Genomic DNA, 16,482 nt, shown 5'->3' with positions numbered 1-16,482 from the left:
CTACACCACTTATAGCAAAACACTGTCTATTTTCTTAAATATTTCTTATTATAATATATAGTTGGAAAATTCAGCTTTTTAAAGGAGATGGCAAGCTATGTATGAAAATATTTTACGTCACCCTGGCCCTACACCAATTCCAAAGCGTGTAGAGTTGGCGATGAACAAGAGCATTATTAGTCACCGAACACCAGAATTTGTTGCACTTTATCGTGAAACTGTTAACTTAGTAAAGCCTGTATTCGGCACTAAAGAAGAAATATTATTTTTACCATCTGGTGGTACTGCGGCACTTGAAGCTGCTGCTGTGAATACTGTTTCAGCTGGTGAAAATGTTGTTGTCATAACAGTTGGTGCATTCGGTGATTATTTTGTTTCTATTTGTGAGCAGCATAAATTCCAAGTACATAAGCTAGAGAAAACTTGGGGCGAAGCATGTAACGCCCAGGAGCTGCGTGACTTTTTAAAGCATATACCGAAAGTCAAGGCTGTTTTTATAACATACAACGAAACATCTACAGGGGTTTTAAATCCAATTGAAGAATTAACAAAAGTTGTACGCGAAGAAACAGATGCGTTAGTTATTGTAGATGGAGTAAGCTGTATTGGTGGCGTGACAGTGAAAATGGATGAATGGGGTATTGATATTTTAGTAACAGGCTCCCAAAAGGCGATGATGTTACCTCCCGGCTTATCATTAGTAGCTGTAAGTAAGCGAGCATGGCAAGTTATCGAGGCTAACCAGACACAGTCCTATTATTTAAACTTACTTAGCTATAAAAACTGGGCTGAAAAGGATATGACGCCGAACACGCCTGCTATTACGCTATTATATGGCTTAAACGAGGCATGTAAGCTCATTGCAGAGGAAGGTGGAATTGAACAAACTGCCAAACGCCATCATGTGATGAAAAAAATGGTGCGTGCTGCAATGATGGCATTAAATATCAAGCTATTAGCAGAGGACAGCTATGCTTCGCCAACAATTACAGCAATTAAAGCACCTCAAGGTATCGCATTAGGTGACTTTGTAGCACATTTGAAATCAACGTATCATCTTGACTTTGCAGGTGGGTTGGGCCCGTTACAAGGCAAAATTTTCCGTTTTGGTCACATGGGCTATTGCTTCCCTAGTGATGTGCTACAAGCCGTTTCATTAATCGAAGCTGCTCTACAAGACTTTAAATATGACTTTACACCAGGCGCAGGCGTACTTGCCGCACAAAAAGTATTTTTAGAAAATGCAAAATAGTAAATAAAGGAGGCGCTTTATTAGCTCCTCCTTTATTTGTTAGGAAATTGAAGATAATATAAACTACATAATATTGCTTCGTTTTGGCTTGCAAACTTATAAAATTTAAGCAGCCTCGTACAAGATTGGATGAATGCAATTAACTAGCCGGAAAGATGGTGTTAACCTACATGGATACTACAAATCATTTGATTAAGGAATATGTAGAGTCTCCTGAAAAATTAAAAAGGATGTACAAAAAAGTTTTAATGGTTGTGAGTTTATCACAAATTTTTGGTGGAGCAGGTCTTGCTGCTGGTGTCACTGTAGGTGCCCTGCTAGCCCAACAAATGCTAGGAACTGACGCATTTGCTGGATTACCCTCTGCCCTTTTTACATTAGGCTCTGCAGGTGCAGCTTTTATAGTTGGGAGGCTTTCTCAGCGATATGGGCGGCGTGTAGGTCTTACTTCAGGCTTTATTGCTGGAGGACTTGGAGCAATTGGCGTTATTATAGCTACTTTAATTAATAGTGTTTTTTTATTATTCTTATCGCTTTTCATATATGGCGCGGGAACCGCGACAAATTTGCAGGCTCGTTATGCAGGAACTGACTTAGCAGATAAAAAGCAACGTGCTAAAGCAATAAGTACTACGATGGTTATGACGACATTCGGTGCTGTTGCAGGACCAAATCTAGTTGAAGTTATGGGAAAATTCGCGCAGCTCTTTAATATTCCCTCATTAGCTGGGCCATTTATATTATCCGCTGTTGCGTATATTATGGCGGGCTGCATACTTTTTATTATGCTTCGCCCAGACCCCCTACTCTTAGCTAAAGCAATTGAAGCTCATCAACAGCAGCAATCTGATGGAATAGCCCCTGCTATTACATTCAGCAATAAAAAAGGAATTATTATTGGTGCAGTTGTTATGATTCTGACTCAAATTGTCATGGTCGCTATTATGACAATGACACCTGTTCATATGCAGCATCATGGTCATAGCTTAGGTGCAGTAGGAATCGTTATCGGCTTTCATATTGGTGCAATGTATCTCCCCTCACTTGTAACAGGCGTTCTAGTAGATAAAGTTGGTAGAACAGCTATGAGTATTGCATCTGGTATTACATTATTACTTGCAGGTCTATTAGCCGCTTATGCACCAAGTGATTCGATGTTTATTTTAATAGTCGCCCTTTCATTATTAGGTTTAGGCTGGAATTTCGGATTAATTAGTGGAACAGCCCAGATTGTTGATTCCACAGAACCCTCCTCCCGCGCTAAAGTACAAGGTACAATCGATGTTTTCATTGCACTAGCAGGGGCGTCGGGTGGGGCACTTTCAGGAATCATTGTTGCGAACTCTAGTTTTACTACCCTATCCTTAATCGGTGGCATTTTATCATTATTACTTATACCTGTTATCATATGGTATCGCAAAGCATGAGGCTATAGCGCCCTCTTTTCATTTAAGGAAAGCGTCTCAAAAACAGTGCATTGCCTGCTTTTGGGACGCTTTCGGTGATATTTCATCAAAGAAAAATAGAAAGACATTTCTAAAACACTGGTTTAGTAGCTTTCCTTTGAATTAAAATATGTGAAAATCAAATTTTTATTGGAGTGAAAAAAAGGAGTTGCTTTTTTAAACAGCACCTGGAAGTTACATCAAATATGATTTGGTACAGTAAAAGTAACCGTAGTCCCCACATTCACTGCACTTTTAAGCTCTAAACCTTTGCCGTAAGACTGCTTCAAACGTTGCTCAGTATTAACAAGCCCTATCCCTCTTTTTTGGTCGGATTGAATCGTGAAAATTTGCTTAACCTGTTCCTCATCCATCCCTACACCATTATCGATAACAGAAATTTCCGTATAGCTGTCATTTTTACGAATTCGTATAATGATTGTTCCTCCGTCGATTCGCTTTAATATGCCATGGTTGACCGCATTCTCTACTAACGTTTGAATTGACAAAGGTGGAATCATTACATTTTCGACTTCATCAATTTCCCATATTACATATAACTTGTTTCTAAACCGCTCCTTTTCAATATATAAATAGGATTCAATCAATTCAAGCTCAGATTCAAGAGAGACAAGTTTATCTACATTTTTCAAATAGAAGCTACTTTGCAAATAAATTGTGAATTTATCGAGAAGCTGAATCATTCTCGACATATCTGTTTCGCTTAATGTAACAATTGCATTCAGTGTATTTAATAAAAAATGTGGGCGTATTTGAGCCTGCAACCATGCCGCTTCCATTCTTAATCGCTCATTAATAGATACTTGTAAATTAGTTAGCGCATGCACCCGCGCATTTAACTCTATAGCATCAACTGGTTTGACAACATAATCATTTGCCCCTGCTAAAAATCCAGTATAAATATCTTCCGTAAGTCCACGAGCGGTTAAAAGCAATATTGGAAGCTCAGCCATGGAAAATTTTTCACGAATCAAACGAGTTAATTCATATCCAGACATATTCGGCATCATTACATCTGAAATAATTAAATCCCAGTCATTCCCTTCAAGCCTTCTCAACGCTTCTTTTCCGCTAGTAACAGTTTCTACCTCATATTCATCCTCTGAAAGAATATTTGTTAACACCCTTAGATTCACTGGGTCATCGTCAATTGCTAAAATTTTTGGTCTATATGACGATAATGTACTTTTAGTAGCTGTTTCAATCACTGCACTCGCAATTTCGTTTAAAGAAGACTCATCTTTATCTATAAGTAAAGCCGTTGCTATCGGCTTTTCAATTGAGCCTCCCGCTAGCGGTAATGTAAATGCAAAGACTGAGCCCTCGCCTAAAACAGAGCTCGCTCGCAATGACCCACCATGTAGCTCCACTAATTGCCTGCAAATGCTTAACCCAAGACCGAGCCCACCCCCAATAGCGGTAATACTAGAATCCCCTTGTTCATATGGTTCAAAAATAACTTGGAGTGTTTGTTCATCCATTCCAATGCCCGTATCTGCAATATAAATATGGGCCATTCCATCCTTCGTATCGGCAGTAATAGTAATTGTACCTTCCTCTGTGTATTTAACGGCATTATGAAGAAGATTAAATAAAATCTGAATCAAGCGATTTTTATCCGCAATTACATGAGGAAAGTCATTTAAAATACTCACTTCCATTTCAATGTTTTTATTTTCGATAAGCACTTTAAGCATATCGATAACACCTATGGAAATTGCTTTAATATCTATATTCTCTAGTTGGAGTTGAATTCGATGCTCCTTCAGACGAGTAATATCCAATAAATCTTCTATTGTCCTTGACATATGGTGCCCAATTGTTAGTTGAAGAGCCAAATCGTCCTGCATTTTAGCATCTAGCTGTCTTGATTTATTTCGTAAAATAGACTGTGTAATATTAATGATTCCGTGTAATGGATTTCGAAGCTCATGCGATGTATTCGCAAGAAATTCGTCCTTTCGCTTAATCTCTTTTTGAAGTTGAATAGCAAGCTCCTCATTCGAAGCATTTAATGCTAATAATTGCTTGTTTTGTTGCTCCGTTTTTTGCGTCCTCTCTGCAAAATCTTTGCTCATAAGGATGACATTGAGCAATACATAAACACCAACAGCCGGCAGCATTAATTCCCATGATTGATACCAATTTTTCCCGATTGCAAAATCATTAAAAAAGGCTAAAAAGATAATGCCCATTCCAATTAAATTAATTTTTGCATTTCTATTTTGATTACGAATGCTCTTATAAATTACATAAATTAAATAGAAAAAGGTAGGAACAGCTAAATAAAAGACTTGAAAAAAGAGCGCTTGGAAAAATACCGGTTGTGTAAATAAAGTTGTAACAATAAGCGCTGTATGTACAATAGCTAGCACGTAAAGCACCCTTTTTGAAAACTCCTCTTTATGCCAATGCCATAATAAAATGACATAGAATAGCGAACTTGCCTCTGTCAATATGTATTCTAATCTAGTCCCCCATAACCAAGACATTTCTGAAAAAATCAGTGTATAGTAAAACGGAACCGCGAATAAAGCGCGCGCAGAAATAAGCATAGAAAACATACCAAATATAAAAAATGCCTGCTCTTGTCTACGATGTAAAGAAAAAAGAACCATAAACAAACCAATGATAAAAATACTGCCGTTAATAAAAAGAGTGACGATTGTATTTATATTAAACTTCCGCGAGACAGTTGATGCTTCCCCAAAATAAATCGAGTTTTCAAGTCCACCACGAATATGCTCAAAGCTAGATACTTGAATCGTGAGCAATACCTCATCTGATTGTACAAAAAAATAGCCTATGCTCGGTGACATTTCCGATGCATGTGAAGATGCGTCTTGCCCAACTACACCATTTCTAGAGATTTCATCTTGGTCTACAAAAAAGGTGTACGCACTGTATTGATAAGGTATATAAATGGCTAACGCTTGCCCCACATATTCTTCAGGAATTTTAATTGTTGTACTATATGTCCCAAATGAATTGGTATTTCCCATATGGGTTTGAAATGAACTTGGGAGTGTAACGACTTCCCCCCGTTGCGATTTCACTTCGTCTGGCGTTAATAATTTTTCTTCAAAAAAGTGCCATTCACCATCTAAATTTGTATAAAAATCTTTCGTTTGGAGCTGGTCACTGAAATCAAATACCCCCGACGCAGCAACCCTACAGCTAGCTATCAACATAATTGAAAATAAGGCTGCTATACATACTAATACATATCGTTTATACCTAACTAACAAATAGCTCATCCTCACTTCATGTACTTATTCCCTTACTTACCGACCACTTCTCTCATAAATATATTAACCTCATATGAAAATACAAAAAACCCATTTTGAAAAAATTCATCAAAATGGATTTTTATTAATAAACTTTCATGAACATTGGTTCTTTTCATTAATAATATGGTGATATCATTATATACACTAACACACCTGTAAAACTAACATACAGCCAAAGTGGCATCGTCCAGCGTGCAATTTTTCGGTGCTTTTCTTTTTGCATATTCAAACCTCTGCCTAGCGTAACTAAGGCTAGTGGCACAATCAATGCTGCAAGAACGATATGTGTAAGTAGCACAAAATAATAAATATACATCAATATACCGTCTCCACCATAGCTAGTCGATTCAGCCATCGCATGATACGTTAAATACGAAATACAAAATAAAAATGTAGAGACAAATGCAGCAATAATAAATGTTCGATGCAATTGAATATTTTTCTTTTTAATCATAATTAAAGCAATCAGTAAAAAGAGAAATGTAAAGCTATTCAAAAACGCATTTAGCATCGGCAATACCGTTAATTGCATGCCCAAAATTGTACCGTCCGTACTTTTCGGCAAAAAGTATGTCCCAAAAATAACCCCTATTACAACAATAGATAAAACCCAAATCAGCGGATTATAATTTCGCTGTTTTACATTATTCATCTGTTTTCAACTCCTAAAATAGCCTAACCAATTTTTTAGCATCATTACAATAAATTATACTACATCTAAACTAAAAGAAATGAATTATTTGTCACGATTTAGTGGCGAAACTTAGAAGTAGAGCGTTCAAAAAGCCATGTAATAACAGTAAAAAAGCTGCCATCTGTAAAATCCAGATAGCAACTTCCGCTATAATCTATATGAGCTACGGTAAACAATTTTATCCCGTATTAACAAATTTGTTTGCGACGAGTAACCGCAAGAGCAGGCTGTAAGACCCCCCCACTGATTGAAGGTTCACTTTATTACTAATAAATAGCTATCGGCCCATATGGACCTTCGATAATCTCGATTTTCGTTTCGAAAATATCGGTCAAAACTTCCGCATTCATTACCTCTTCTACCGTTCCAAAAGTGGCAATTTGTCCATCTTTCATCGCACAAATTCGGTCAGAATATTTAGCTGCAAAGTTTATATCATGCATTACAGTTACAATTGTTCTTCCGAATTCAATAGCAGCATGTCTTAAATGCTCCATCATTTGAACAGAACGAGCCACGTCCAGATTGTTTAGAGGCTCGTCCAAAAGCACATATTCCGTCTCCTGACACAAAACCATTGCGACATATGCCCTCTGTCTTTGCCCACCCGAAAGCTCATCTAAATACCGATTTTCCAAATCAGTCAAATCTAAAAAATCAATATATTTAGAAATAATCGCCTCATCCTCTTTCGTTAATCTCCCCTTTGAATAAGGAAAACGTCCAAATCCAGCTAGTTGTCTAACAGTAAGTCGCGTTACAAAATGATTTTCTTGTCGCAAAATCGTTAATACCTTTGCTAAGTCCTTTGATTTTGATGCAGAAACATCCATATTCGCTACCATAATTTTCCCTTCATCCATATTTAAAAGTCTGCCAATCATTAAAAGTGTTGTAGACTTTCCCGCGCCATTTGGGCCAATCAATGACGTCAGACCCGCTTTCGGTATTTCAATATTCAAAGGTCCTATTTTTACTTTATCCGTATACAATTTTCTCGCATTATCAATTTTTATCATAGAGCCCTCTTCCTTAAAATAACAGTTAAAAATATGATTCCACCTAATAGTTCAATAATAACTGAAACTACACCTTGCGCATTGAATACATGATACATTAAAAAGTATGCACTCGTTATTACTAAAAATCCGATAGCAAGAGCCATTGGGAAAATATATCGATGGTCGTAAGTTGGCGCTGCTTGATAACTCAAAGTTGCTACTAAAAATCCATAGAAAGTAAGTGGTCCAATCAAAGCGGTTGAAATTGACATCAAAATCGAAACTAATATAAGCGTATAAATGATACTCGATTGATGCTTTACGCCAAATGAAGTTGATACATCCCTCCCAAGTGACAGTACATTTAGCTTCTTAGAATTAGCAAGAAGTAATAATGCTACAATTATGACCATTGGAATTACGATTGGGAAATATTCAGCATCTGCATTATTAACAGAACCAAATAATCTTGCCTGTAAAATATCAAACTCAGAAGGTGCTAACAGTCTTCTCATAAAAGTTGAGATAGAACTCAGCCCTGTTCCAATAATAATTCCAACTAAGAGCATAAGCTGTAGATTTCCGTACTTTCCAGAAAGTAACCATCCATAAAGAATTAAACTCATCAAGACCATTACAATTACTTGAAAGAAAAATGACCCTGCACCACTAAAATTTATTAATGCACTCGCTCCAAAGAAAAATATAGTACTCGTCTGAATTGTTGAGTAGAGCGATTCAAACCCTAAAAGTGAAGGAGTAATAATTCGGTTATTAGTAATCGATTGGAAAGCAACCGTAGATAAACTCTGACAAACTGCCGCAATAATCATTGCCACAAGCGCCACAATCCTTCTCATAACAACAGGGATAAAGGAAGGTGAATCTATTGGAACAGGATTGTTATAAACTAAAAGCCCATACGAGGCGAGGATGCCTAAAGCAATCAATGTAATAAGCAAAATCCAATAGCGCTTTTCTTCTTTTTTAGAGCGAAAAGCTCGAGCTGACCTTTTTTCAATAGATAGGCTAGATTCGATTTCAACATTTCCTTTATTTCTATAACCTAACGCGTTCATCTTTCTAGCCTCCTAGGTTTTCTTTGTCTCAATAAAATAGCAATAAATACGACTGCCCCGATTGTGCCAAGTATTAAAGAAACAGGTACTTCGAAAGGTTTGATAATTGTTCGAGAAATAATATCACAAACAGTAATCGTCCCCATTCCAATCACACATACCCAAGGCAAATTACTTCTTAGGTCGTCTCCTCTAAACATTGAAACAATATTCGGCACAATTAAACCTAAAAATGGTAAATTCCCAATAACAGCAGCAACAATTCCAACTGCAAAAGAAATAAGCCCTGTACCTAAAAGAACAATTCGATTGTAATTCACGCCAAGACTTGTCGCAACATCTTCCCCTAGCCCAGCTAAAGTTAAGCGATTAGCATAAATAAAAATAAGCAATGTCACAATGACAATAAGCCATAAATATTCATATCTTCCAACTTGGACTGCCGCAAAAGAACCGACAAACCATGTTTCAATATTTTGCGTCGCTTGAAAAAGAAGTCCGATGAAAGTAGATACAGCGGAAATAACTGCGCCTAGCATCAGCCCAATGATTGGGACAATTAAAGACGAGCGTAGCTTAACTCTTCTTAAAAATAAAAAGAAAATCATCGTTCCTATAAAGGAAAAAATGATAGCACCAGTCATTCTTAATAGTAATGTCGGTGCAGGAAATAGTAAGTATACAAAAAGAAGGCCTAAACCTGCCCATTCAATCGTTCCTGTTGTAGTAGGTTCAACTAAACGGTTCTGTGTAATCAGTTGCATAACGAGCCCTGCCATTGCCATGGCGGCTCCCGTAAGCATCAATGCCGCCGTTCTCGGAACGCGAGTAATGAAAAACATCTCCATTCCATCCTCTTGTCCACGTATATCATAAACTCCCGTAAACAGTGAGATAATCCCTAAAATAATAACAACTATGACCGTTAGTATAAAAGGTTTTGTCCATATTTTATTGTGGTTATAAAGCTGGGGCTGAGAATTACTCTCAACCCCGGCAATTATGTTTTTCGGCACTATGTTATACTCCTTTACACTATTTCAAAGTGTTTGCAAGGTTTTCAAATAACTCTAAATACGTTTGGAGTGATTCATTTGTATAAGTGTCATTTGGCGCATAAATAATTTGCCCTTTAGAAATAGCTGTTACATTTTGAAGTGCAGGTGAATTATCAATAACGTCCTTGGCAGGAACAGAACCACTTTCAGCAGATACTGCCGCATCACGGTCTAATACGAAAATCCAATCCGGATTGCTTTGTGCAATAGCTTCAACAGAAACTTCATCGCCTTGGTGGTCTGAAGTAGATTTGTCAACCTCTAATGCTGGAGCCCATCCAAAGATTTCGTACATTGGTCCCCAAACACGTCCAGAATGTGGAGCTGCGAAACCAATATTACCACCAGAAACAATCACACTCATTACTTTATCTGTTCCATTATAGGCAGATTTAGCATCTTCAATCGCTTTATCAAAATCAGCTACTAATTGTTTCGCTTCTTCATTTTTATCGAAAATTTGTCCTAATGCGATTGTAGCATCTTTCAGTCCATTTACTAAATTTGCACCAGGTGTAGCTGCTTCCTCAGAAACATCAAAATTAAGGTCAATAACAGCAGCGTTTGGCACTAATTTTTTGATGTCTTCATAATAGCCAGCAAATCGTTGACCAACGATGACAAGCTCAGGGTTTGCAGCAGCAATAATTTCAAGGTTTGGCTCACGGTGATTCCCAATATTTTGAATCGTTTCATCTTTTACATATGGTGAATCCGCAGGCATTACATCCTTTGGCACAGCAACTAATTCAATATTCCAATCTGATAAAGTTTCAAAAGTTCTATTATCTAAAGCAATTACATTCTTTGGATTTATAGGAACAGTAACCGTTCCATGAACATCAGTGATTTCAACCGTCGTAGGCTCAGCAACTTCTTCACTCTCATTAGTAGACTCTGACCCTTGGTTACTTTCACTGCTTTGGTTCGTTTCATTACTTTGATTACTTTCTTCATTGTTCGAAGTTGAGCAAGCAGCTAACATTAATGTTAAAACTGCCACCATAATCATTAATTTTGAAAACATAGATTTCTTCATACATATACTCCTTCATCCTATAATTTATTGCGAAAATGATATAGTCAATAGATTATGTTTAATTGCAATTGGTATTGATAATCATTTTCAATTGAACGTTCTGTGGATTAGTATAATCATTAATTATGTGAAAATCTTGTGAATGACTAAAAATGATATATTTTCTCAAAATAATAAAACACGAGTATCATTGGCTAAAGCCATTGATACTCGTGTTTTTCAAATCTATTTAATATTGTAAACTACCCTTTATCGTACTTTTCAATCATAGAATAGCCTCTGCCATGGATTGTTTGTATATAGCGGTCTTTCTTCTCACACTTTAGCTTTTTTCTTAAATACCCGATATATAAATCTACTACATTTTGATTGACTGCTACATCATATCCCCAAACCTGATCTAACAGCATTTCACGACTCAATATTTTATTTTTATTTTTGATTAAAAATAAAAGTAAGTCGTACTCGCGCTTAGTAAGGGGAAGATTCTCACCACCTTTTGTTACAATGCTATGAGATTCATCAACTAAAAGGTCTTTAAACTGAAAGAGATTGGTCACGTTTGCCCGAATACAATCCTCTCGTCTTAATATAACTTTTATTCTTGCCACTAATTCTTCTTTGGCAAATGGTTTTCTTATATAATCATCTGCTCCTGCTTTTAATCCTGCTATGCAGTCCTTACTAGATATCTTATCGGTCACAATAATTATTGGTGTCGTTTTAACCACCCTTATTTGTCTACAAATTTCTGGTCCAGATATACTTAACGAATCCCAATCCAATACGATAATATCCCAATCCTGCTCATATACTATATTTAAACCTTCATTTTCATTATGAAGTGTTACGGCGAAATAACCTTCTTGTGTTAAACCACTTACGATTTTTTTTGCTAAAGACCGCCCGTTCTTGATTACCAACACCCGCTTCATCTACAGTCACCTCTACTTCACTACCTAAAATAATTTATCTCAAAAGAATATCAGATTTATAAATCTTAAATTTCTAAAAAATATTATAACAACTTATTAAGATAGATTTATGTAAATTACCAGGTGTGTTGATTAGCCTTTATTTTACAAAAAGTGCCTAGGGAATTTGTTGATTTCCGTTGCGGGGGACGCTTTCCGCAGGCATGGCTTCAACTAATTTATTTCGATTGTCACCGCAATAAATGGATTTTCAGCGCGAGGCCAACAGGATGTTGGTCATGGAGGCGTTGCCGCAGGACGAGGCAGTTTTAGCCTCCCTACACTTTGTCCCGATGGAGTCGCCACCTTCACTCCAACCAACAAGTAAATCCTTTATTAACAGTGCATTCTCTGCATTAAAACACACGCATCAATATCCAATATTTTCATAATCAACACACCTGAAACAATTTCTTACTCTCAAACTATTAAGACGATAAGACGAGCACCTATGAAAACCTTATAAAAGGCTAGTTAATGTTAGCCAAAAAGGTCCCTTATGTTCGTGTAACTGTTAAAGCTTTGATTCAATATATATTGTAATGAGTTTTTTGTTTATAGTAAATATTTTACTTCTATTCTATTTTTAGAAGCAAGCGTACTTTCTCTTCTCATGATTATTCTCTAAGCATTTTTATAAGCAATATAGTTATTTTTGATACTTCTATAACTTATAAGATAATGTCAAAATAAATTAACTTTCAATCAAGTCATTCGCTAAACTGTAACAAATTACCACCAAACGCTATTTTAGTAGTGAAGCTCGAAGAATTAACAAAAAAGGAGTTAGGAACCCTTATAATCAAGGGTTTCTAACTCTCCTACTACTATTCCCACTCAATCGTCGCAGGTGGCTTACTTGTAATATCATACAGCACGCGGTTAACATGCTTTACTTCATTGACAATACGTACAGAAATTTTCTCCAATACATCATATGGGATGCGTGCCCAGTCCGATGTCATGCCGTCGATAGAGGTTACGCCGCGAATGCCGATTGCATAGTCGTATGTGCGACCGTCGCCCATTACGCCTACAGAACGAATATCTGGTAGTACCGCGAAGTATTGCCAAATATCGCGCTCAAGGCCTGCATTTTTAATTTCTTCACGTAAAATATAGTCTGCTTCACGTACAATTTCTAATTTTTCCTCTGTTACTTCACCTAGCACACGGATACCTAGACCAGGGCCTGGGAATGGTTGACGCCATACTACTGCTTCCGGCAAACCTAATTCCAACCCTAATGCACGTACCTCATCTTTGAATAAAGTATTAAGGGGCTCAATTAGCTTAAACTTCATATCCTCTGGCAATCCCCCTACATTATGGTGAGATTTAATTGTTTGTGCTGTCGCTGTGCCTGATTCAATGATATCTGTATAAAGCGTGCCTTGCGCTAAAAAGTCCATGTTATCTAGCTTTGCTGATTCCTCGTCAAATACATAAATGAATTCGTTACCGATGATTTTGCGCTTTTGCTCTGGGTCTGATACACCCTTTAGCTTGCTCATAAAGCGCTCCCGAGCGTCAATTTTAATTACTTTCATCTCAAAGTCTTCTGTGAAAGTTTTCATTACTTGCTCTACTTCACCTTTGCGGTTTAAGTTGTGGTCTACGAACATACATGTTAATTGATTGCCAATTGCTTTATGGATTAATACTGCTACAACTGAAGAGTCTACACCACCTGATAATGCACAAAGTACTTGTTTGTCGCCTACTTGCTCGCGAATTTTAGCAATTTCAATATCGATAAAGTTTGCCATCGACCAGTCGCCCTTCGCACCACACACATTAAACACGAAGTTTTTCAATAAATCATTGCCATGAACAGAGTGACGTACCTCTGGGTGGAATTGAACTGCATATAGCTGACGCTCTACATTTGCCATAGCAGCTATTGGGCATGCAGGGCTTGTAGCCGTTATTTCGAAGCCTGCCGGTACTTCTGTTACGTGGTCACCGTGGCTCATCCAGACGATTTGCTCCTTTGGTAAATTTCCGAACAATTTGTTCTCCTGCACGATATTAATTTCTGCTTTACCGTATTCACGAGTTTCCGCGCTTTCTACTTTACCACCTTGTGTATGTGCGATTAATTGCATACCATAGCAAATACCCAAAATCGGTAAGCCTAAATCGAAAATAGCCGAATCTACTTTGAACGCTTCGTCATCGTAAACAGAATTTGGACCGCCTGAAAATACGATTCCTATCGCGTTCATTTCTTTAATTTCTTGCGCTGTAATTGTATGTGAATGTAATTCCGAAAAAACACCGAATTCACGAATACGACGCGTAATTAATTGATTGAACTGACTTCCGAAATCGAGAACGACAATCTTTTCTTGCTCTTTTATTAAAGGAGTTGCCACAATTTTCACCTCTTCTAGTATATTTAATGCAGTCTACAATCACGAAAAACGCGTGGAAGTCATGCTTTCTACGCGTTCATTTCTAGTAAGTAGTAACACCACATTTTATTTTTTAAATTTTAACCGTTAATAAAAGGAAAATCAACTGCTAGCAAAATTGATGAAATATTCTTTTTTTATTAAAGGAAACTCTCCAAAAAAACCAAAATCCACCGAAACAAAAGAACAGTGCTTTCAATTTTTTAAAAAGTTAATCATTTTAACTCAATTGAAAAAGGTAATTGAGGTAAAGAATGCACCTATCCCTAAAATAAAAACCGGGATATTTTCCAATGGAATACATAATATCTGCTTTTAAAAAGGAATATACCTTTAAATTAGAAATTCTAGCTATTCTGATACATTGCTAAAACTTCCTCTAACTCGTTAATTAATCTCTGTATTAAAGGTTTTGGTGAGACTACTTTAATATGTTTACCCATTTTACTTAATAAAGAGGAAATAAAATTCAAATCCTTTTCATTCACATAAGCTTCAAAGAGATACATATTATCGTTTATAGGAGAAATCGTTACACTATCCCAAAGATGATTCTTTAGCATATTGAGACCTCTCTCCTGACAATGAATTTCTATTTTAATTTTATTATCAGGACGAAAGATAAAAATAGTGCAATAAAAACAAAAAAGAGCTGTAAACCCTTGACACAAAAGGGTTTACAGCTCTCCTATAATTACTCCCACTCAATCGTGCCGCCTGGCTTTGGAGACAGGTCGTAGCATACGCGATTGACATGCTTTACTTCATTAATGATACGGTCTGTAATTTTTAATAGGATTGGCCAGTCAATTTGTTCAATAGTTGCTGTCATTGCATCTACTGTATTAACTGCGCGAATAATGACTGGATATTCGTATGTGCGCTCATTGTTGCGCACACCAACAGATTTAAAGTTTGGTACGACTGTGAAGTATTGCCATACTTTTTGGTCCAATCCTGCAAGCGCAAATTCTTCACGTAAAATGGCATCTGATTCACGTACTGCTTCAAGGCGCTCAGGTTCAATTTCACCTAACACGCGCACGCCAAGCCCCGGTCCTGGGAATGGCTGGCGATACACCATATCATGAGGAAGTCCAAGCTCAACGCCACATGCACGCACTTCATCCTTAAATAATTGGAATAATGGCTCCACTAATTCAAATTGTAAATCCTCTGGAAGTCCACCTACATTATGATGCGATTTTACAACTTTATGCGTTTTTGTACCTGATTCTACGATATCTGGGTAGATTGTCCCTTGTGCGAGGAAGTCAATTCCTTCAAGCTTGCGTGCCTCCTCTTCAAAGACACGAATAAATTCATTACCGATAATTTTACGTTTTTCCTCCGGCTCACTTACACCTTTCAATTTTCCTAAAAAACGCTCGCTTGCATCTACATAAACAAGGTTTTCTTCAAGGTCCTTTTCAAACATAGCGATAACGCCCTCAGATTCATTTTTACGCATTAAACCATGGTTTACGTGCACGCAAACTAATTGTTTCCCAATTGCTTTAATAAGTAATGCTGCTACAACAGATGAATCCACACCGCCTGACAGGGCTAAAAGCACCTTTTTATCGCCAACCTGCTGACGAATTAAAGCGACTTGGTCCTCAATGAAATTTTTCATATTCCAGTTAGCCTCAGCTTTACATGTATCAAAAACGAATTCCTTTAAAAAAGCTTTCGTTTCTTCCTCGTTCGGCCATTTAGTTAATGTTTTGGATGCTTTAGTTGATGGGTGGTCTACGCTAATAACAGGAATGTCTAAATTATAAATTTCATCTAATACGTCGATTGCTTCGCCATCAACGATATTATTTTCACCGCCATTTAAAATAATTCCTTTAACCGTTTTTAAATCTTGAATATTTTGAGCGGTAATATCATGTGGATGGATTTCACTATACACACCTAAATCACGAATCCAACGAGCAATCGTTGTGTTTTCACTGCTTCCTAAATCTAATACTAAAATATTGTCTTGCTTCATCCCGACACAACCTCCTATTAATGCTATTTACCCCGCATGAACAGGCAGTAATCTTTTTCGAAAGCTAGGTACAGGACGCTAATTTTCAAGTTTACTACCTGTCAAAGCTTGATTAGTAAATTGTAACAACCAGCAAACAAGATAAAACCCTCTGCTGGTTGAAGTATCACTTTATTCTACTCTTTTTAAGGCTTTCTGAAAAGTAGCTGCTGT

General features: G+C 37.0%; 12 protein-coding genes. 2 read left to right on the top strand and 10 right to left on the bottom strand.

Annotation, left to right across the window (positions count from 1 at the left end; all coding sequences use genetic code 11):
• Positions 1 to 97 precede the first annotated feature (97 nt).
• Positions 98 to 1,252: an alanine--glyoxylate aminotransferase family protein gene (locus MHB51_RS14785; RefSeq protein WP_066165840.1), complete on the top strand. Its 1,155-nt coding sequence runs from the start codon at positions 98 to 100 to the stop codon at positions 1,250 to 1,252.
• Between the two features lie 170 nt (positions 1,253 to 1,422).
• Positions 1,423 to 2,679, top strand: coding sequence for an MFS transporter (locus tag MHB51_RS14780; RefSeq protein ID WP_342558471.1), 1,257 nt, complete (start codon positions 1,423 to 1,425; stop codon positions 2,677 to 2,679).
• A gap of 218 nt (positions 2,680 to 2,897) precedes the next feature.
• On the opposite strand, the gene MHB51_RS14775 is transcribed toward MHB51_RS14780, so the two are convergent.
• The 10 genes from MHB51_RS14775 to guaA (MHB51_RS14730) form a co-directional block, all read right to left on the bottom strand.
• Entirely contained in the window at positions 2,898 to 5,966 is a 3,069-nt protein-coding gene (locus MHB51_RS14775) for an ATP-binding protein (RefSeq protein ID WP_342558470.1), read from the bottom strand.
• A 157-nt stretch (positions 5,967 to 6,123) separates the two neighbouring features.
• The gene (locus MHB51_RS14770) at positions 6,124 to 6,660 is read right to left on the bottom strand and encodes a DUF420 domain-containing protein (RefSeq protein ID WP_066165837.1); all 537 of its coding nucleotides are present in this window, start codon (positions 6,658 to 6,660) and stop codon (positions 6,124 to 6,126) included.
• A gap of 308 nt (positions 6,661 to 6,968) precedes the next feature.
• Positions 6,969 to 7,721, bottom strand: a complete 753-nt coding sequence (locus tag MHB51_RS14765; RefSeq protein WP_342558469.1) for an ATP-binding cassette domain-containing protein — start codon at positions 7,719 to 7,721, stop codon at positions 6,969 to 6,971.
• Positions 7,718 to 8,782 carry an iron chelate uptake ABC transporter family permease subunit gene (locus tag MHB51_RS14760; RefSeq protein WP_342558468.1) on the bottom strand — a complete coding sequence of 355 codons (1,065 nt, stop codon included), beginning with the start codon at positions 8,780 to 8,782 and terminating at the stop codon, positions 7,718 to 7,720. The genes MHB51_RS14765 and MHB51_RS14760 overlap by 4 nt, the downstream gene beginning before the upstream one ends.
• Positions 8,779 to 9,798: an iron chelate uptake ABC transporter family permease subunit gene (locus tag MHB51_RS14755; protein ID WP_342558467.1), complete on the bottom strand. Its 1,020-nt coding sequence runs from the start codon at positions 9,796 to 9,798 to the stop codon at positions 8,779 to 8,781. Before MHB51_RS14755 ends, MHB51_RS14760 begins: the two co-directional genes overlap by 4 nt.
• 19 nt (positions 9,799 to 9,817) lie before the next feature.
• The gene (locus tag MHB51_RS14750; RefSeq protein ID WP_066165826.1) at positions 9,818 to 10,879 is read right to left on the bottom strand and encodes a siderophore ABC transporter substrate-binding protein; all 1,062 of its coding nucleotides are present in this window, start codon (positions 10,877 to 10,879) and stop codon (positions 9,818 to 9,820) included.
• Between the two features lie 242 nt (positions 10,880 to 11,121).
• Entirely contained in the window at positions 11,122 to 11,814 is a 693-nt protein-coding gene (locus MHB51_RS14745) for a response regulator transcription factor (RefSeq protein ID WP_107943749.1), read from the bottom strand.
• A gap of 866 nt (positions 11,815 to 12,680) precedes the next feature.
• Positions 12,681 to 14,234 carry a glutamine-hydrolyzing GMP synthase gene (gene guaA / locus MHB51_RS14740; RefSeq protein ID WP_342473213.1) on the bottom strand — a complete coding sequence of 518 codons (1,554 nt, stop codon included), beginning with the start codon at positions 14,232 to 14,234 and terminating at the stop codon, positions 12,681 to 12,683.
• Between the two features lie 383 nt (positions 14,235 to 14,617).
• A complete protein-coding gene (locus MHB51_RS14735) occupies positions 14,618 to 14,941 on the bottom strand; it encodes a WYL domain-containing protein (RefSeq protein ID WP_342558466.1) in 324 nt (107 codons plus the stop codon).
• 23 nt (positions 14,942 to 14,964) lie between these two features.
• On the bottom strand, positions 14,965 to 16,269 hold the full coding sequence (guaA, locus tag MHB51_RS14730; protein WP_107943746.1) for a glutamine-hydrolyzing GMP synthase: 1,305 nt from the start codon (positions 16,267 to 16,269) through the stop codon (positions 14,965 to 14,967).
• Positions 16,270 to 16,482: the final 213 nt, after the last annotated feature.

This window comes from Metasolibacillus sp. FSL K6-0083 (assembly GCF_038630865.1).
Taxonomy (GTDB): domain Bacteria; phylum Bacillota; class Bacilli; order Bacillales_A; family Planococcaceae; genus Metasolibacillus; species Metasolibacillus fluoroglycofenilyticus.
The sequence above is the reverse complement of the archived record's forward strand: the minus strand, read 5'-3'. Positions and strand labels throughout refer to the sequence as shown.